Here is a 19,400-nt window from a genome sequence, read left to right on the forward strand (position 1 = left end):
GGCTAATCTTCTAATATTTTCTTGCGTCTCAATTCAAAGTTTCTTCCAAGGTATACTTTTCTTACCATCTCATCAGCTGCTAATTCTTCAGGCACTCCTGATTTGAGGATTCCTCCCTCGAACATCAAATAAGTGCGGTCGGTAATGGCTAGTGTTTCCTGTACATTGTGGTCGGTGATGAGAATACCTATATTCTTGTCTTTGAGCTGTGCTACAATGCGTTGGATATCTTCCACCGCTATAGGGTCTACCCCTGCAAAAGGCTCGTCGAGCAAGATAAACTTCGGACTAGTAGCCAAAGCTCGTGCAATTTCTGTACGACGGCGTTCTCCCCCTGAAAGCAAGTCTCCACGATTTTTACGAATATGTCCTAAGCCAAACTCTTCTATCAGCTCATCGGTTTTGCGTTGTTGTTCTGCCTTAGAGAGTTTGGTAAGTTGTAGGACACTTTTGATATTGTCCTCAATACTCAGCTTTCTAAATACCGAAGCCTCTTGTGCCAAATACCCAATACCGCTTTGAGCACGCTTGTACATTGGATAACTGGTGATTTCGGTATTATCCAAAAAAATAGTACCACCGTTGGGCTTGATGAGTCCCACTATCATATAAAAGGAAGTCGTTTTTCCTGCTCCGTTAGGCCCCAAGAGTCCTACAATTTCGCCTTGGTTTACTTCCAGCGAAACGCCTTTTACTACTTTTCTTCCTTTGTATATTTTGATGATGTTATTTACTACTAATTTCATATAATCTTAAAACGAAAAGCGATAAGGCATTTCGTTGAGTTCTGTTTCTAAATCTACCCAATCGTGCACTTCGGTTACGATACTGTACACCATCTCTTCGGTAAGCACTTTCCCTTCGTAAAGGTCGGTAATGGTTTGTTCACTCATTACTTCTTGCAAGAAGCCTTCGTCGCCCAAGTATTCCACTGCCCATTCTTTGTATTTCATAGGGTCAGTAGAAATATACTCAAACTTATCGATATGTTCTTCCACAGGGAAGTTCTCTACACATTGCCACGTTTCGCCATCTAAAGAGTATATCACGAAAGGAATATCACTTTCTGAAAAGTTTTTACGATAGTACGGCAAGAACACCTTCGGGATACGCTTCTCGAAGTCGTGATTATCGCCTCCTTTGCTATCTTCGGCGCTCGAAGAGGGAACGATTAAGCAGGCTTTATCAATAAAATAAAACGACAGCGACGAACCGTCTTCATCTTCAAAGCCGTGCCCCCATTGGGCTTCATAGCCTTCATATTCTTCTTCATTTACTTTGTAGTAGGTGTGATAAACTTCAAACTCGTGACCACAAATAATCCAATCTAATACGGCTTCGCCTTTGCAAAGCTGTTTCAACGTTTTCACGTTGGGTAGGTGCTGTAAGTAGGTATTACAATCCATTAAAAATATTAAATTACCTTGTTTTGTTCTTTTTTTAAAACGTAAGCTGAAATAAAAATACTTATTTCGTATAAGAGCATTATCGGTATCGACACGATAATTTGGCTTACTACATCAGGAGGGGTTATAATTGCTGCAATGATAAGCACTACAATGACTGCGTGCCGGCGATATTTTCGCATAAAAGCAGGTGTTATCACTCCTAATTTGGTAAGAAAATAAACAACAATAGGTAGCTCAAAAATAATGCCACACGAAATGACTGACGAGCGTACTACCGAAATATAAGAGTTTAAATCTATTTGGTTTCTCACTTCGGGACTTACTGAATAAGACCCTAAGAAATTCACTGATAGTGGGGTAATGAGATAATAGCCAAACAAAACTCCTATAAAAAACAGCAAAGAAGCAATGAGAATAAAGCCACGAGCCAGCTTGCGCTCGTTTTCATAGAGTGCTGGACTGATGAATTTCCACACTTCATAAAGCACATAAGGAAACGCGAGAATCACTCCTGCCCAAATAGACGTCCAGATATGAGCTGAAAACTGCCCTGCCATTGTACGGCTTTGAATTGTAAAAGGCAATTGTTCAGCACAAAAAGCACTTTCAAATCCAAAAAGATGACCTATCTTACAGAACATTCTGTAAGTAAAGAAATCGCCATTCTTAGGAGCAAAGATGATTTGGAAAATAAAATCCTTACACACAAACGCTACCACACCCACTGCTAAAACAGCTATAATAGCACGTATCAAGTGCCAGCGCAAGGCTTCCAAATGGTCTAAAAAGGACATTTCATCTTGTGATGATTCCATCGTTGCTTTGTTGTTTTTATCTTTTATAACAAATTTGATGGTGCAAAGATAATAAATAATTCATAATTTACAATTAGCAACTAACTTTTTTAACTTACTACCAGTAATACCAAAAATACCAATAATCATCTTTGCCAGAGGTCGTAGCACGATGGGCAGGTGAATAAAGTAGTTGTACTTTTTAGACTTTTCGGGGAAATTCGGAAAGACTCAGTGCTATCGAAGAAAAATGAAGGATATCAGAAGTGAGAATTCAGTCAAAAGGTAAAAGATGAGAGGTAAATCGGGTATGCTTAGCTTATAGAAAGCTTATAGGAAGCTTGAACGAATCTTGGAAGATAGATATACAAAGGGTATATAAAAAATTGATACTGAATAATTAAGAGTGAAGAAAAAAACGTAGCTTCGAGGGTAATAAAACGAAAGAAAAGAGAAGAAAAATTAGATGTGAGCTACATCAGAAATGTGAGCCACACAATATATTATGCAAAAAAGGCTGTTCAGCGAAATGCTGAACAGCCTTTTTTGAGGTTCTTCTATTTATATAATGCTATTTCTTAATGTATAACCAACCAACTAAAGATTCTTTGTTGTTATTACTATCATAATACTCTATCACGTAGTAATACGTTCCTTGTGGGAGCTTATCGGCTTGTTCGATAGTTACACGTCCGTTAGAGATGCCTCTAAATACGCGGGTAACATTGTCATAACCTTCGGTCTCGAATACTTTCACACCCCAACGGTTATAGATACGTACCACATTGTTAGGGTAACGCTCAATGCCACCGATATGAAAATAATCGTTTTTGCCATCGCCATTTACCGACATACCATTGTACGGCACTATCTTGTTCACTACATCGACAGTAACAGTAGCTGAAGCACAACCATCGGTGTTGCAAAGTTTATACACAAAGGTATCAGTGCCCTCAAAATTAGTATTTGGACGATATTCTATAGAACCATCTACATTCACAACTACTGTACCGTTAGCAGGGGTGGCTACCACATTAGGAGTTGTTGCTCCATTAGGGATATCGTTACCCAATACATTCACCACTACTGGAGTATTGATAGTGGTTGTAGAACGATCATCTACTGCTATTGGCAATACTGGGGTGGTGCTTGTGGTTGTACCACTCACTGTTACCACAATACTTGCGGTGCTACATACCGTAGGACTTGCTACGGCGCATATAGTGTAGCTTATCGTATGGATACCCACAGGGGTGTTTGGTGCTACCGTAATCGTTCCATTAGGGTTCAAGGTGAAGCCCGTAGGAGTTGCTGTATTCCAAGTAAGTGTTACAGAACTGATACTTGGATTTGGTACACCATTGAGTTTATCGTTAGTAAGAACGCTTGGCGTAGTGCCACCTATAGTGCTTGTAATCGTAGTTACCCCATCGTTCACTGCTTCAATAGTCGTTGGCGTTACTACAGTAGGAACAAACACTTTTACAGTAGCTGTGGCTGTTGCACAGTTATCAGGGTTCAAACGCTCACAGATGCTGTATACTATCTCATAAGTACCCGATTTAGTACCCGAAGGTACCGTAACAGTACCATTGTTGTTGAGCGTAGGCGTTTTAGTCGCTCCTACTACATCGGTGGTGGTAGTTACTACGGTAAGAATCACATCGACAGTGGTTGGAGTTTTAGTGCCGAGTTTATCGTTATCTAATACCGTACCGGTGGTAATTGTTGTGCTAGTACCATTGGTTATCGTATAAGTATCAGCTTTAGCAACAATTGGCGTACTGCCTACTTTTACAGTAGCTGTGGCTGTTGCACAATTGTTTGGATTCAAACGCTCACAAATGCTGTATACTATATGGTAAGTACCCGATTTAGTGCCCGAAGGTACCGTAACAGTACCATTGTTGTTGAGCGTAGGCGTTTTAGTCGCTCCTACTACATCGGTGGCGGTAGTTACTACGGTAAGAATCACATCGGTGGTGGTTGGAATTTTAGTGCCGAGTTTATCGTTATCTAATACCGTACCAGTGGTAGTAGTGGTGCTAGTACCATTGGTTACTGTATAAGTATCGGCTTTGGCAACAATTGGCGTACTGCCTACTTTTACAGTAGCTGTGGCTGTGTCGCAAACAGTTATACTATTTTCGGTATGGCAGATTTTGTACTGAATAGTATAAGTACCCGATTTAGTGCCTGCAGGGACTGATATTTTACCTGTAGCGGTATTAAGGGCAGATATATTGGTTCCTCCAGTAGCAGGGGTTACTATCGTAAGCTGGACATTGCTTATAGTAGCTTGTGTACCTCCTACTCTATCATTTTGCAATACATCAATCACATCATTAGCACCATTGGCTCCATTGATGATACCCGTATGCGTATCGTCTACAGCATCAATTTGCAATACTTTGATAGTGCTTGTTTTGGTAACGGTGTTGCCTAATGGGTCTTTACCTACAAAGGTAATAGTTACTATCGAAGTGTTACACCAATCCGTCGGTTTCACCGCAGTGTAGTTGTGGGTAAGGGTAGCCGTACCACAAGTATCGGTAACTGTAGCTTGGTTGAGCCAATTGCCTACAGTTGTTGCTATGTTAGCATCATCGCAAGCAATGGTTAAAGGTGCTGGTACAGTAAGGCTTAATGTATTGCTATAGACTACATTCACTGCTGTACGGAGACTTTCACAACTGCCATTTCTCTGAGCTACATAGTAAGTACTACCCGCTACCAAAGGTGTTGTATTTGCTAGAGGTGTTGTGCTGGTAGCTGTAGCATACCATACTATATTAGCACCTTGCGGTTGCAAGGAAGCTATGGTGGCATTACTACAGAAAGATTGGGTAGTTTGGGTAACTGTAGGAGTGACAGGACGCTGCAAAAGTGTAAAGGTAATAGGAGCCTTTTCACTCACACATTTCCCAATATCGCGAAGGGTGTAGTAATAATTGGTAACAGCATTAAGAGCTGTAGCATCTGCTTCCTCTACATATTTATTTTGACCATTAAGTGTATAGATTTTCACTTCATTACCCTGCAAGGCTACTTTCAAATCCCCTATAGTAGCATTGCTATTGCACAATGATAAAGAGACTGGCTGTGCTAAAGTTTTACCTCCTAATGATTTTGAAAGGTATATCCTTTCTTTTCTACTTTCACAAGTATCTCCTGTGTTTTTTATAGTATAGAAATATTCCATACCTGCTGTCCAATCTATATTATCATTGTCATTAACTTCCATAGATAGAACAGCCTGCTGAGAGTTTGTCTTTAATCTTTTATAAATTTTGATATTATTTCCTGTTAATTTAGCTCTTATAGCCGATACTTTATCTTCTTCACACACACTTATAGCTACCGAAGTAGCTATAGCACGATTAATATCGGCTACAACGATGATTTTCTGTTTAGCTGATTCACATTTTCCTGCTTCTTGCAAAGTATACGAAAAACTATCATTATTCAGATATATTTTATCAGTAGGTTTTACCTGAGGAATATAATTAGGTCCAAAACTTCGATACAATTTAACTGTCTTACCCGCATACTTCGTTTGAAGGTAATTCATTACCACAGCATAAGTAGTATAATAAGATAGATTTTCCACCTCGTAATCACAAACTGTTACACTCTCTACTGGAGGTATGGGAGTTATAGGGGTGAGGGTGAGATTTATGTTAGCCGAAGGTGTTTCACAAGTGCCCACTTTATACGTATAAGTATACTGAATGCCTGTTTGCAACACATCATCGTTAGAAAGTAGGGTTGTACCCTTATAAACAGCTATTTTATTTACATCGGAAGTAGATGGCTTAGCAATTTCTTTCTTCAAGTCGGTTACGATAGTTCCTTCACAAAGTGTTATGGTTTTATCACCTTTAGAAGATGAGGAAAGACGCGTGATATTCACTTGTGCAGGAGATGAAAAACAGAAACTATCGCCTACGTGTTTCCCTTTTATGTAATACTGATTATTCCCTTCGGATAGAGACAGCGATGGAGCGGTAATTCTATTCGTTTCATTAATTGCATCTGCGGAAGTAGGATACCACTGAAACTCAAAGTTATTACCAAATATAGATGTTGTTATACCTGCGTTTGTATTTTTAATAATCGTTTCGAGTTCAGCCAATGTTTTGGTAGCTTCACAAACATTTATACTTGTAGCAGGAATTCCTTTATAAGTTTTTACTTCTAAAGTAGCTTCCGTTTGTGTAATCACAGAACCACAAGCTGATTTTATGCGGTATATAAAAGTATGTTTCCCTACAAGTGCCGGACTCATTTTAATCATATCTTTTATACCCACATAATCCATTTTGGTAGTAGAAATCAATCCATCCTTATCAATTATATCGTAAGAAATGCCACTTTCAAAAGAAGTAGGAACGTTTTTAAACAGCTTATTTACATCGTAAATGTTATTAACACTATTATTTGTTTCGTCTAAACACTCCACTCTATTAACCGCTACAGGAGCTTTATAAGTTTGGCTATAAGGAGCGTGAGCATTGAAACGAATAGTGTCAAAACCATTGAGATTTTGCTCTATACAGTTTTTTACATTAGGGTCGGTAATTTGAGTAAGTGTTAGCTTCAAGCTAAAAGTATTGTCGAGATCGGCTTGAGTAAGGTTGTTTATAACAAGTTCATTGTTTGTACTCAACACCGTTGTAGGCTGATCGTTGCGATACCACTGATAGCTAACGCCACTTATTTGTGGCACTGATAGTACTCCTTTAGAGCCCACACAATAGTAGTCTTGACTTTTCTGTACAGCAAGAGGTGCAATTTGTGAAAGAGTCTCTTCATACACTTTCCCTTTGCCACAAGAATCTTTTACCAAAAACTTATAGCGAGCCTGAGGTTTAGAAGCATCTATATTGATAAAGAAATTGTTATCGGCATTATTTTGATACACAGCATTCGTAGTGCTACCATCTATCTCAGCTTCCGATAGTTCAAAAGTATAAGGAGGCACTCCCCCTTGTAGAATAATGGCTATATGATATTTTTGAGTCCCTCCTATTGCCGAGCAATCCATACGTACTCCTTTAGGCTGTTGCATTTCACCTTCGGTAAATTCGTGTTCAGCTACCACACGGGTACATTCTTTAAATCTATTTCTACTATCGGGTTGTATAATGCGTAAGACGCGATATTTACCTTGTTGAGGATTCGGGATATTGAACTCAAATCTATCTCTTCTCGCATCAAGAAAAGTATCTCCTCCATAATAACCATAAGTAACCGATGCCCATCGGTTTTCTTTAGTCTCATAGCGTTCTAAAATATACTGTATTCCCTCTGTAAGCGAATAAGAAGTATTTCTTTTCACTATCAATTTAGGATTACAACCGTCTTGCCATTCAAAGGTAGTGCTCTCAGTACCTCCGGTTTGCACTTTTAGAGTTTCTGTTTTATTACACGACCCCGACCATCGCACATTGTAAACTCCTGCGGGGAGCTTTATTCTCCACTGTTGTGCTCCCGATCTATAGGCTTCAGTAATATCGATAGGCAATGTAACAGGCATTAAGGCACTATAGTCGGCAAAGCGACTATCTTTTTCATAGGAAATAATTTCGACTTTGGTAATGGTACCATCGGCAATACTTCCCCTTTGGAGTACAACTTCTTTCCAAAGAGAATTATCATCGGGAGTTCCCGAAGGACTACTACAAGTAGCATAGGTTTTAGCCTCTAATGTAAAACGCCCTTGACTAGTAGCGTAACCTGTATAACTGAGGTCATTAGTAGTATTCGTACATTCGTCTACCACTTTAAATTTGTAATTACTACCTTCTTCTACAAACTTTGCAGGCAATAATGTTTTTTTACCATCAGCACTTTCAAAGAATTTCACCCATTTGTTTTGCAAATGAGGATTAGAAGTCGTTATTTTATAAAAACCCGCCGCCTGATAATCAAATCCAGCAGGAGCATTTTCTAACACTGTATAGAAGTTCTTTAAAGTTTGTACATAATTACTATTAGTAAGAACGAGTTTTTGGTTTCTACAATTAATAGCCAAATCGTCTTGAGCAGTACCTATCCCTACCCCTGTAATAGGCAAAAAGACCTCTTTTTCAGTTTCAGGGATAACATTCTGTTTGCCACAAATAGTATAAGTCCCTTTAAGTTTCCATTTGCCCGCCTCATAAGGAATGTTGTTGTTAGAAAGTTTGAGAGGTCTTAGTGCGAAACTATTGCTACTCACATTAAAAGTATCTTCTAACTCTTGCTGGTTATTCACCACAAAAGAGAAGTGATACACCTTATTAGAAGGAGAAGTCATCTCAAAAGTAAAAGCAAGTGGATAAGGAATCAAGTTCTTTTCAACCATTTCTCTTGCATCTTTCACGTAGAGTTCCGAGGTAAACGAAACCATATAAGGACAGTCGGCTTTAGGCGAGAAGCCACTGTGATTAGTAACCTTGAAGAACCCTAATCTTTTGGTGACTTTGTAAGTTTGAGTAGAAAAGTTACCACCACTGGTACCACAGGCATCGTACACACGCACTTCATAGGTAGCTCCTTCTTCTACATCTTTAAATATAGGAGAAGTTTGATTTTTTATCTCTACATTATTTTGAGCAAAGTAAAAAATAGGGGATAACTGTTATCAACTGAACCTCCTGCCTTTCCTTTTTTAGTATCTACATAAATAGCCATTTTGCCAGTACACACATCGGCTACACTACTCAATTGAAAATCGACATGTTTGGTAAGCTTCTCTATTTTTACTTTTTGTGTATAGGTTTTACTACTGTCATTCTTGTTTACCGCTTTTACTTCGTAGGTACCTGCATCTAAACTAGTATAAGAATGTCCTGCCAATTGCTCAAATTTGCCATTAGGCTTTTTGAAGAAGAAATTGTAATTGGCATTATCATCACCCACCATATTCATATGCACTGCTCCTGAGTGTGCACACCATTCATGTTCGACACTGAGAGAAAGTTTGAGTTGAGTATTGGGGGTAATTACATAATATCGCTTATTAACATCGCGATTGTCCAACGATTGATAAGCACAATCGCCGTTGGTAGCCCTAAATATAAAGCTCTGCTCAGTAGCTACCTTCCCTACTGGAATCTCAATAGTGAGTTCCTCAGGCATACCTGTGTAAAGTTTGCTATAAGCAACACCAGTTGCCTTATCTATAAATGAATAGGTAGTACCTTTCAGAGGGTTTTTAATGAAGAATGAAGCATTACTGTCTTTGGTTACTTCTTTATGGTAATAAATACGGGTTCTTTCCAACCCTTTTAATACGTTTTCATCACACGACTGTGCTTGTCCTTTTACAAATAGAAATAGTAAAATAAATAGCGATAACTTAATAGTTAAATGTTTGTACATTTTGAGTTTTATAATTGTTTCGTTAGTGATTTTCGGGGTGCAAAAGTAGGGAAAATTTTTCACATACAAAATATTTTGAGTAATATTTTCTTTTTCTTCTCAACTATTGTTACTTTTTCTACGAAACTGTACAACAAAAAAGCTCTTACTAAGTCCTAAAAACTTAGTAAGAGCCTATGTTTATACTTTATATAAGTAGCCTATAATTTACTAATATGCAAACAAAGGTCTATCTTCCATAAACATATTTACTTCTTCTGCTATTTCTTCAAGAACTTCATCATTATCTCGATTAGTAATCGCACGGTCTATAAAGTCGGCAATGCGTTCCATATCAGCTTCTTTCAGTCCACGAGTAGTGATTGCTGATACTCCCACCCTAATACCACTGGTTACAAAAGGCGAGCGAGTATCAAAAGGCACCATATTCTTGTTCACAGTAATATCTGCTTTACCAAGGGCTTCCTCTACTTCTTTACCACTTACATCTTTATTGCGCAAATCAATAAGCATTAGGTGATTGTCAGTTCCTTTTGAGATGATATCATAGCCTTTTGCTAAAAGAACAGATGCTAATTTACGCGCATTCTTTTGCACTTGTATAGCGTAATAGAGAAAATCATCAGAGAGTGCTTCACCAAAGGCAACCGCTTTTGCTGCGATGATATGTTCCAAAGGACCTCCTTGGTTACCTGGGAATACCGCACTGTCTATAAGTGACGACATCATTCGCACTTCTCCCTTAGGAGTCTTTATACCAAAAGGGTTCTCAAAATCTTTACCCATCAAGATAAGTCCTCCTCGAGGCCCTCGCAGTGTTTTATGAGTAGTAGTAGTTACAATATGACAATACGGGATAGGGTCGTTCAAGAGTCCTTTGGCTATAAGCCCCGCAGGGTGTGCAATATCAGCAAAGAGGATAGCACCTACCTTGTCGGCTATTTCCCTAAAGCATTTAAAATCGATATCACGAGAATACGCCGAAGCTCCTGCTACTATCATTTTAGGGCGCTCTCGTTCCGCTATTTCTAATATATTGTTGTAATTGAGTCTTCCTGTTTCCTTTTCTACCCCATAAAATACAGGTTCGTACAATCTACCTGAAAAATTCACAGGTGAGCCGTGTGTAAGGTGACCACCGTGTGAGAGGTCGAAACCGAGAATTTTATCACCTGGTTTAAGACAAGTAGCATAAACTGCCGCATTAGCTTGCGAACCGCTATGAGGTTGTACATTGGCATATTTAGCACCAAAAAGCACTTTAGCGCGGTTAATAGCTATTTGCTCTATTTCATCAATTACTTCACAACCGCCGTAGTAACGCTTACCTGGATAACCTTCAGCATATTTGTTAGTCAGTACCGAACCTGCTGCTTCCATTACTTGGTCACTCACAAAATTCTCTGAAGCGATGAGCTCAATTCCCAACTCTTGGCGCTCTCTTTCGTCTTCAATTAGTTCAAAAATATCAATGTCTCTTTGCATCTTAAAATTATTTAATGTTTAATACTCTTCTCATTGCTTCTATTTCTGGGCAAATATATGTTTTTTTTTCAGTATCACACAAACATCCGTAAAGAAATATTTGTTAGCCCAATACCACGTCCATTGCCATCATCACTACAAAACCTATTAAAAAGCCTATGGTAGAAACATCGGTGTTCTCATTTTGCTGGGCTTCAGGTATTACCTCTTCTATGACCACATAAATCATAGCTCCTGCCGCAAAAGCAAGGGCATAAGGAAGTATCGGAGTAAAAAAGAGTACTGCAAAAGCTCCTAATACCCCTGCTATGGGCTCTACAATAGCCGAAAGCTGCCCATAAAAAAAGCTCTTACATCTACCCACACCCATACGTCTGAGTGGCATCGCTACAGCTATTCCTTCAGGAAAGTTCTGTAACCCAATACCGATGGCAAGAGTTACCGCTCCCGCAATAGAGGCTTCGGGAATACCAGCGGCTACCCCTCCAAAGAGTACCCCTACCGCCAATCCTTCGGGAATGTTGTGCAAGGTGATAGCTAAAATAAGTAAAGTAGTTTTTTGCCAATCGGTTTTAATACCTTCTGTTTGTTTGAAGTTGGCGTGAAAGTGTGGTAATAACTTATCTAATACATAAAGAAAAAATGCTCCCATAAATATCCCTACCGTAGCAGGTAGAACCTTTATAAAGCCTTCACCTTCTGTCATATTAATAGAGGGTATTATCAAACTCCACACACTGGCTGCCAGCATCACCCCTCCTGTAAAGCCTAGCATACCATCTAACACGGTCTTGTTTTCTTTCTTAAAAAAGAATACCACTGCAGCCCCCAAAGCTGTTACGCTCCACGTGAAAATGGTAGCGTATAAGGCAGCAAGTATAGGGTTTATGGTCTCTAAATAAGTAATAATATCTTGTATCATTTTATGACTTATCTGAAAATATTTTGGTATAATAACATATCTTTATAAACTCCTTGACTGTAAAGCCAGTCTTTTTGTACACCACTGCAACTAAATCCTACTCCCTCAAAAAGGCGTATACTCACCTCATTATCCGCAGGGATATAAGCAATCAGTTGGTGTAAGTCTAAGTATTGTTGCGTATGAGCTATCAACTGTCGCAAGGCTTCTTTGGCATAACCTTTCCCTCGATAGACGGGCAAAAGAGCTATCCCCACAGCTGCTCTACGGTGCTTCGGACTAAAATCGTATAAATCTACACAGCCCATAGGCGTTCCCTCTTCAAACGCTATAACATAGCGATACTGCTTAGCTTCGTAAATATCCTGTTGGGCATTCCGTATATAATCTTGTAGCAAATGCTTAGCAAAAGGCAATTGGTTGTCACTCACCTCCCACAAGGCTTCTTCGTTTTCTAACTGATACAAGAAATCTATATCCTCAGGTTCTAACGCTCTTAACTTTATCATTCTTTACCTTTTAACTCCTCTATTGTTCCTTCAAACACGAATTGAGCACTACCACTCAAATAGATATTCTCATACCCCTCTCCTACTCTATCGAAAGCCACTTGCAAGTCACCTCCTCGAGTGTGCAGGGTAATCTGTTGTGCATCGGTTTCTCCTATGTGATAAAGAGCAATCGCTACGGCTGTAACCCCTGTACCGCAAGAGTAAGTTTCATCTTCCACTCCACGCTCATAAGTGCGCACTTTAAAGCCTTTCTCTCCTTTGCTCACAAAATTCACGTTACTACCGCCCTGAGTAGCATAAAGTTCTCCATAGCGTATAGTAGCTCCTTCGCTTTTCACGTCTACGGTATCTACCTCTTCCACCCATTGTACGTGGTGAGGCGACCCTGTATTTAAGAATACGTAGCCTTTGTGTTCTTCCACCTTAGTTACATTTTTCATTTGCAAGCGCACGTAGCTATCCCCTTCAATCGTAGCACGATGCTCCCCATCTACAGCTATAAATAGTGTTTCGTGTTCTATAATACCCAATTGTTTCGCAAAAGCCACCACACAGCGCCCGCCATTGCCACACATCGTACTTTCACGCCCGTCAGAATTGTAATACACCATACGGAAATCATACTGCGGGTCGTTCTCAAGCAATATTAATCCATCGGCTCCAATGCCAAAACGCCTATGACACAATTGTGCCACAAGCGTTTCGTTATTTTTAGGAAATACCCCTTTGCGATTGTCTATCATCACAAAATCGTTCCCTGTTCCTTGATATTTGTAGAATTTCATCATCAAAAAAGGTCAAAAATTAGTAGCGTTAAGTACGCAAAAGGCGAGGCAAAAATAAGGCTATCCAAGCGGTCGAGTAAACCCCCGTGTCCTGGCAGTATCGTCCCGCTGTCCTTTACCTTAGCAGTTCGTTTAAAGCTAGACTCTACCAGGTCGCCTACCGCACCGGTAACCACCAAAATCACTGCCAACATAAGCCATTGCCATAGTGGTCTGCCACTGTAATACGAAATAGCCGTAGCAATAAGCATCGCCCCTATGAGTCCGCCCACAAAACCCTCAATAGTTTTCTTAGGCGAAATGCGCTCAAAGAGCTTGTGTTTGCCAAAGGCTTTGCCTGTAAGGTACGCAAAACTATCACTCGCCCATATAATACACAACAGTCCTATCATCGTAATTTGCGACTCGTTGTTGAATATATTCTGATAAAAATAATTAGGGTTCGGGTTATTCTCATATTTGTAAATCAGAGGCATAAATATACAACCTCCTCCTATATACAGTAGACTAATAAGCAGTTTAGTATTGTTACTTTGCTTGCGGATAGGCGTTTTTTCGTTGAAAAGCATCATCGTGAGGTATATATTGGCAAGCAAAGTAGCCAAAAGCAGTATATAAACCGAGAAAGGATAAGTTTTTAAGTGAATAAACAGCCACCAAACCAACAAAAAAAGTAAAAATATATGCAATTCCTTTAATCTGATAAGCCTTTTAAACTCAAATAAACAAATAATACCAAAGGATAAAAACAAGAAGTCAAAAGCATCAGCGTTGAGCATAATTGCCGATAGCAATAGAAAAACATAAATAAAGCCTGTAATGGTTCTTTTGAAGAGTTCGTTCATAAATTATTATTTATCAATAGGTAAATCTTCTAAGAGTATCAGGTACGTCCTCTTAGAACTCGTGCCGTAATAGTTGATACTATTCTTCTCAGGGTCATCGGTAAAACTTTGTAGCGTAATGAGCCCCGTAGGAAATTGTTGCGGGTATTTGTTCTTTATACCCCTCATTCCTTCAGGAATATCTCTCACCATCTGACTCGTTTTGGCAAAGACAATAAATATTTCAGGTAATTCATTGATATTCTTATGCCTCAACTGATGCGAAGAGAGCATAATCCCGCCCAAAGTAGTGATAAGATACTCACAATCCGTCAAATACACGTTCGAAGTTTCGATATCAGCAGTAAACAGTGGCGTGTGTTCTTCAAACATCGTTTTAATAGTGTGAGAAGCATTACTACTCATCTTCACATATACGCCCAACTCTTTCAGTATGTGCCGAAAAACCTCTTGCACCTGTATTTCGGTAGTGCAATAAATAAACCTTCCGCCATTTTTAGTAAAGTTCATCGCAAATTGCTCATCAGCAGGAAGCTGTTCATTTAACTTGCGTACTTCATCTTCACTTTTTATATCATTCCCTTTAAATAATCTTCTAAATAAATTCATTGACAATCCGTTTTTTACAATTGGCAATCTAACTAATACTTAATCTTCTTATCCATTGAAAATCAACAAAAGAAGTATTTTATTCTATTCATATCTGCCCAGCAGATAATACAATGAGCCCTATTTTTTTGCAAATATATACAAAATAAATGAATCTATATACTTTTTCTATAAAATTTGTCATTTGCTTTTATTTTCCTACCTTTGTGCCCTTACTGAATATATAATATTTATTTTTTTGCGTTTTTTTCGCCAAAAACGCAATTTTAACATTTTTTTCTCAATAAACTAAAAGCAGCTTTTTTCCGTTTGATATTCAGCTTAATACCCTCTTTCCTTCGCCTTAGCTTCGTCTTAGGTTCGTCTTACCTTCGTCTTAGGTTCGAGTAAAGTAGAGGTAAAGTAAAAGATAAGAACTAAAAACATTCATTGATTATCAACCTTTTGTATTTTTGAGGTGAAAAAACAGAACCTTGTCTTTTTTTGAAGAATATTGGCGAAAAAGCAATTTTTAACATTTTTTTTGCAGTCAATATGGCTATTAATATTAGTATCATAGGAGGAGGCAATGTGGCTTATCACCTCACCAAAGCCCTCTATCAGCTCCCTGAGGTGCACCTTCGGCAGTTGTATAACCGTAGTGAATTTAGCCCTGAGTTTAATGATTTTCAGATAGATAAAATTCACAGCCTTACCGACTTGCGCCCCACCGATATATGTATTATAGCCGTGAAAGACGAAGCTATTAGTGAAGTTTCAGCCTTCCTTCCTTTCGAGGGGCAATTGGTAGTGCACACCTCTGGCAATACCCCTATGGAGGTACTCTCACCCAAAAACCGACGTGGCGTGTTTTACCCTTTACAATCCTTTTCAAAAAGCACTCAGGTCAATTTTTCAAACATTCCTTTTTGTTTAGAGGCTGAACATACTGAGGATATCGAAAGATTTCTATACCCATTAGCTCAAAAGCTTTCTACAAAAGTGTATCTGCTGAGTAGTTACCAACGCAGTATAATGCACCTATCGGCTGTTTTCGTTAATAATTTCACCAATCATTTGGTAACTATCAGTCAAAGAATATGCGAGGCACACGCCATTCCTTTTGAAATATTAGAACCTTTGCTAAAAAATACTTTCGAAAAACTCCAAACAATGCCCGCCCTCGAAGCACAAACAGGACCTGCACGACGCGGCGACACTCAAACTATTGCTAACCATTTAGCTTTGCTTGTAGGTTATGAACGAGAAATATACAATATAATTACAAAATCAATAATAAACACCTATGGAAAGAAAGAACTATAAAGAACGTTTAAAGAACATCACAACTTTTATTTTTGATGTTGATGGCGTATTTACTAATACTCAAGTGTTTGTAAATAACGACGGCGACCTATTGCGCAGTATGAATATGAAGGACGGATTTGCAGTAAAAACAGCTATCGCCAAAGGGTACACCATATGTATCATTACAGGAGGAGGTAACGTAGGCGTACAAAAACGCTTCGAAAACCTCGGTGTAAAAGATATCTTTATGCTCCGTCACCAAAAGCTCGAAACCTTTTTGAAATACCAAAAAGAAAAACATCTTAAAAGAGAACAAATACTTTATATGGGTGACGATATGCCCGATATCCCTCCAATGAAGCGAGCAGGATTGGCTATTTGCCCCGTAGATGCCGTGCCCGAAGTAAGAGCAGTTTCCGATTACATTTCGCATCTTGAAGGCGGACAGGGAGCTGTGCGCGATATTATAGAACAAGTGCTTAAAGTGCGTGACGATTGGACTTTTGAAGATAAATAATCCCACTTTACTTATTATATAAAGGGCTGTCTACCTTGCGGTAGACAGCCCTTATAATTAGATGATAGAATTAATATTTCCTTAATTCTAATTCTTTTTTAGCAATCGGCGAGCAGCTTCTGAGGCTGCTATCAATCCACCTGCCGACATAATAATATCTTTCAATACTAAACGTCCCGCTCCCGATAGATAAGGGAATCCATAAGCAGGCGTAGGCATATCTCCACCTAAGTTAGGCACATACACCTCAGGAGTCGTGATGAGGAAAGAGAGGGTAACTATACTCATACCAAAAGTGAGTAAGCCTCCTATCACCCCTATTTTAGGCGACCAAATACCGAGTAAAGTAAGGAATCCTATCAAACAAATAAAAGCTCCTAAACCATATGAGAACACATAAGTACCGTTCTCTTTATGCCATTCAATATTAGCTTTTACCATCTTCCCTTCAGGATTCTTGTGTAGCTTGTATTGGGCTACTTCTTTACCTTTGTTTGCTTCACCTGTCACGCCGTTCTCATCAATGGCAGTTTTGCCTGAATTGTTGTAGAAGAAACTCATAAACGGGCTATTCGTTACAAAGGGAACAATACCATCGGCTTCGTACTGGCACACTTTAAGTCCACCAATCCAAGCCATTACAATAAAAATAGCGACTCTGATAAAGTTTACAAAGCAACGTTCGCTATCGGCTAAAAATGATAATAATTTTTGCATAGTGATTTAATATTTAAAATTAACTTTTTATTTGCGGGGGCAAAGATACGGCGTTATTTTGTATCTCGAATGGATAAAAAAGGTTATTTCATAGACTTTTCCGTTTTAGGCTGGGCAACGATAGAAATTCCCACCTTTTTTCGGAAGTGTTTGGGTGAGAGACCTACATTTTTTTTAAAGAACCTACTGAAATAAAACTCATCTTCAAAGTTGAGTTCAAAGGCTACTTCTTTAATGGATTTATAGGTGAGATGAAGCAGTTTTTTAGCTTCGAGTACTACACGTTCTTGTATGAGTTTATTGGGTGTTTTCCCTAAAAGTGTTTTTATTTTCTTGCTAAAACTATCGGGAGTAAGACATAATGCTGATGCATAAAAGGACACGTTGCGTTCTGTAATAAAATGGTCTTCCAAGAGTTTTTGGAAGTCGTTAGCTAAATGATGTTCAGTTTTAAGAGAGGTATGCTCTAACAATAGGCTCTTTTCTTTACTTGCTAAAGCCAAAATAAGTTGCAAGTATGATTTGAGTACAGATTCTGAATAAAGGGAAGGCGTTTTACTTTCGTCTTCTATACGTTCAAAAAGAGTTATTATTTCAGCAAAACGTTTATCAGTAACCTTGATATGAGGATGCAAGAAGATAGCGTTAAATAGGAGTCCGTTACAGGCTACTTCTTTCTTATGGTACTCAATACAGTAGAAATCACCGTGGAATTCCAACAGTAGGTTATCATTCGCAGTACCTTCTACCCATTGAAAATATTGATAAGGTGATAGAAAAAGTAGTGTATTACCTTCATAGGGATAGGGCACCGTATCTACGGCAATAGTTCCTTCTCCTCGAAATATAAATACACAATAATTCTCCACACGTACAGGTGTGGAGAATTGTTGTAATGTAATATGTTTAACAGCTATATCCACTATTCACTAAAATGCCTTAATACGGTACATCAAACCAATACTTACTCTATTTTTATCTAACATAGGAGAAAGCGGTTGGTGTTCATAATCATATGCTCGCCCTATATAAGCCAAGAAGAAACGCAAATCTTGCTTTTCAAAAGGCAAATATTCAACCCCTGCATAATAGCCATAAGAACGATAGTTGTTATTATAAGCCCCAGAAGGGAGACTACTATTTTTCACATCAGCCATTTCATACATTCCTTGTGCAAAAATATTCAGTTGTGGAATAGGCTGGTATTCGGCTTTTACTACAAAAGAATTATAGGACGTATCTTCTAAATAAGCAGGAACAGTTACGGCTGTTGTGGTATAAACAGAAGCGTATTGCAAACGGTCTAAGTTTTCATAAGCCATCATATAATCGAAGAAGACTTGAAACTTAGGTAAGTTTAGCTTAGTACCCAACATAACCATCGAATTGGCTATATTTTTAGCCTCTTGCTGAATCCCTGCTCCCCAACGTGTTTGCAATTTATTATCAAAGAAACTACCATTCCAGTTAAAAATATAAGTAAGTGGTGATTTGCTTGCCTCAAAGCTACTTCCTGCGTATAGTTTTTCAAAACTATCATTACGCACATCGGTAATTTGGAAGTTAAACTCGTGATTTTTATTAGGGGCATAAGTAATCATCGCACCTAACATAAAATTATCCATATGGTCTACGAAATCAGAATATTCATAGATGTTCATTGGGTTTAGGTCAAACTCAAAACCTCCCCACGCTTGGCACATTTTACCTGCAGTAAGTGTCCATTTATCGTCTAAACGGAAACCTGCATAGAGCATATCGGTAGCTTTGGCGAGATTATCCAAAGAGGTTGCTGCATTTGATTTGTTCAAACGATGACGGAAGCGGTAGAAAATACGGTCGGTAATATCACCTCGAACCTCCAATCGCAATTGGCGCGCTTTGAATTGAGCAGTCATATCTTGGTCTTTTACTTTTTCAAGATCAAAGCTCGATTGAAAGTTGAAGTACATATTAAACTTCTTATGAATAGGGTTTTCTTCTCCATCTTGTGACATAGGTAGAGGCGCAGGAGCAGTAGCTTTTAACTGGTCAATTTCTGCCCTCAATTGGTTGATTTGGTCTTGCAAATCTTGTTGTGCAGTGGCAACACCTCCTACCAGAAGGCTTATTGCCAATAATATTTTTTTCATAGTATAAATTAGTCGTTA

The 19,400-nt window shown here is 38.7% G+C and carries 16 protein-coding genes; 2 read left to right on the forward strand and 14 right to left on the reverse strand.

Annotated elements, in window-relative coordinates:
* Positions 1-2: 2 nt before the first annotated feature.
* The 11 genes from lptB to C3V44_RS04315 all read right to left on the reverse strand — a co-directional run bounded on the left by lptB (position 3) and on the right by C3V44_RS04315 (position 14,729).
* Complete coding sequence (gene lptB / locus C3V44_RS04270; protein WP_009410048.1) at positions 3-746, reverse strand: LPS export ABC transporter ATP-binding protein; 744 nt, start codon at positions 744-746, stop codon at positions 3-5.
* A 6-nt stretch (positions 747-752) separates the two neighbouring features.
* The gene (locus C3V44_RS04275) at positions 753-1,406 is read right to left on the reverse strand and encodes a hypothetical protein (protein ID WP_009410049.1); all 654 of its coding nucleotides are present in this window, start codon (positions 1,404-1,406) and stop codon (positions 753-755) included.
* An 8-nt stretch (positions 1,407-1,414) separates the two neighbouring features.
* A complete protein-coding gene (tatC, locus tag C3V44_RS04280; protein ID WP_002671220.1) occupies positions 1,415-2,224 on the reverse strand; it encodes a twin-arginine translocase subunit TatC in 810 nt (269 codons plus the stop codon).
* 550 nt (positions 2,225-2,774) lie between these two features.
* Positions 2,775-7,187, reverse strand: a complete 4,413-nt coding sequence (locus C3V44_RS04285) for a gliding motility-associated C-terminal domain-containing protein (RefSeq protein WP_371411829.1) — start codon at positions 7,185-7,187, stop codon at positions 2,775-2,777.
* Positions 7,188-8,788: 1,601 nt separating this feature from the next.
* Complete coding sequence (locus tag C3V44_RS12195) at positions 8,789-9,571, reverse strand: hypothetical protein (RefSeq protein WP_254425473.1); 783 nt, start codon at positions 9,569-9,571, stop codon at positions 8,789-8,791.
* Between the two features lie 210 nt (positions 9,572-9,781).
* Positions 9,782-11,056, reverse strand: a complete 1,275-nt coding sequence (gene glyA / locus C3V44_RS04290) for a serine hydroxymethyltransferase (protein WP_106095652.1) — start codon at positions 11,054-11,056, stop codon at positions 9,782-9,784.
* A 103-nt stretch (positions 11,057-11,159) separates the two neighbouring features.
* Complete coding sequence (locus C3V44_RS04295; RefSeq protein ID WP_016478875.1) at positions 11,160-11,978, reverse strand: ZIP family metal transporter; 819 nt, start codon at positions 11,976-11,978, stop codon at positions 11,160-11,162.
* Positions 11,979-11,986: 8 nt separating this feature from the next.
* Complete coding sequence (locus C3V44_RS04300) at positions 11,987-12,487, reverse strand: GNAT family N-acetyltransferase (protein ID WP_016478876.1); 501 nt, start codon at positions 12,485-12,487, stop codon at positions 11,987-11,989.
* A complete protein-coding gene (gene dapF / locus C3V44_RS04305) occupies positions 12,484-13,278 on the reverse strand; it encodes a diaminopimelate epimerase (RefSeq protein ID WP_009417502.1) in 795 nt (264 codons plus the stop codon). Before dapF ends, C3V44_RS04300 begins: the two co-directional genes overlap by 4 nt.
* Positions 13,278-14,120, reverse strand: coding sequence for a phosphatidate cytidylyltransferase (locus C3V44_RS04310; protein ID WP_106095653.1), 843 nt, complete (start codon positions 14,118-14,120; stop codon positions 13,278-13,280). The genes dapF and C3V44_RS04310 overlap by 1 nt, the downstream gene beginning before the upstream one ends.
* 6 nt (positions 14,121-14,126) lie before the next feature.
* A complete protein-coding gene (locus tag C3V44_RS04315; RefSeq protein WP_106095654.1) occupies positions 14,127-14,729 on the reverse strand; it encodes an LUD domain-containing protein in 603 nt (200 codons plus the stop codon).
* 534 nt (positions 14,730-15,263) lie between these two features.
* Between C3V44_RS04315 and C3V44_RS04320 the strand changes: the two genes are divergently transcribed.
* Together C3V44_RS04320 and C3V44_RS04325 are read left to right on the forward strand one after the other, a co-directional pair.
* Positions 15,264-16,034, forward strand: coding sequence for a Rossmann-like and DUF2520 domain-containing protein (locus tag C3V44_RS04320; protein WP_106095655.1), 771 nt, complete (start codon positions 15,264-15,266; stop codon positions 16,032-16,034).
* Positions 16,015-16,533, forward strand: a complete 519-nt coding sequence (locus tag C3V44_RS04325) for an HAD family hydrolase (protein ID WP_106095656.1) — start codon at positions 16,015-16,017, stop codon at positions 16,531-16,533. Before C3V44_RS04320 ends, C3V44_RS04325 begins: the two co-directional genes overlap by 20 nt.
* Positions 16,534-16,620: 87 nt before the next feature.
* Here the strand turns inward: C3V44_RS04325 and C3V44_RS04330 are convergent, their stop codons facing one another.
* The 3 genes from C3V44_RS04330 to C3V44_RS04340 form a co-directional block, all read right to left on the reverse strand.
* Positions 16,621-17,250, reverse strand: a complete 630-nt coding sequence (locus C3V44_RS04330; protein ID WP_002671199.1) for a DUF417 family protein — start codon at positions 17,248-17,250, stop codon at positions 16,621-16,623.
* Between the two features lie 83 nt (positions 17,251-17,333).
* Positions 17,334-18,173 (reverse strand): AraC family transcriptional regulator, encoded by an 840-nt coding sequence (locus tag C3V44_RS04335; protein WP_106095657.1) that lies wholly within the window; start codon positions 18,171-18,173, stop codon positions 17,334-17,336.
* A gap of 6 nt (positions 18,174-18,179) precedes the next feature.
* Positions 18,180-19,382: an OprO/OprP family phosphate-selective porin gene (locus C3V44_RS04340; protein ID WP_106095658.1), complete on the reverse strand. Its 1,203-nt coding sequence runs from the start codon at positions 19,380-19,382 to the stop codon at positions 18,180-18,182.
* Positions 19,383-19,400 lie beyond the last annotated feature (18 nt).

The organism is Capnocytophaga sp. oral taxon 864 (genome assembly GCF_002998835.1).
Lineage (GTDB): Bacteria > Bacteroidota > Bacteroidia > Flavobacteriales > Flavobacteriaceae > Capnocytophaga > Capnocytophaga ochracea.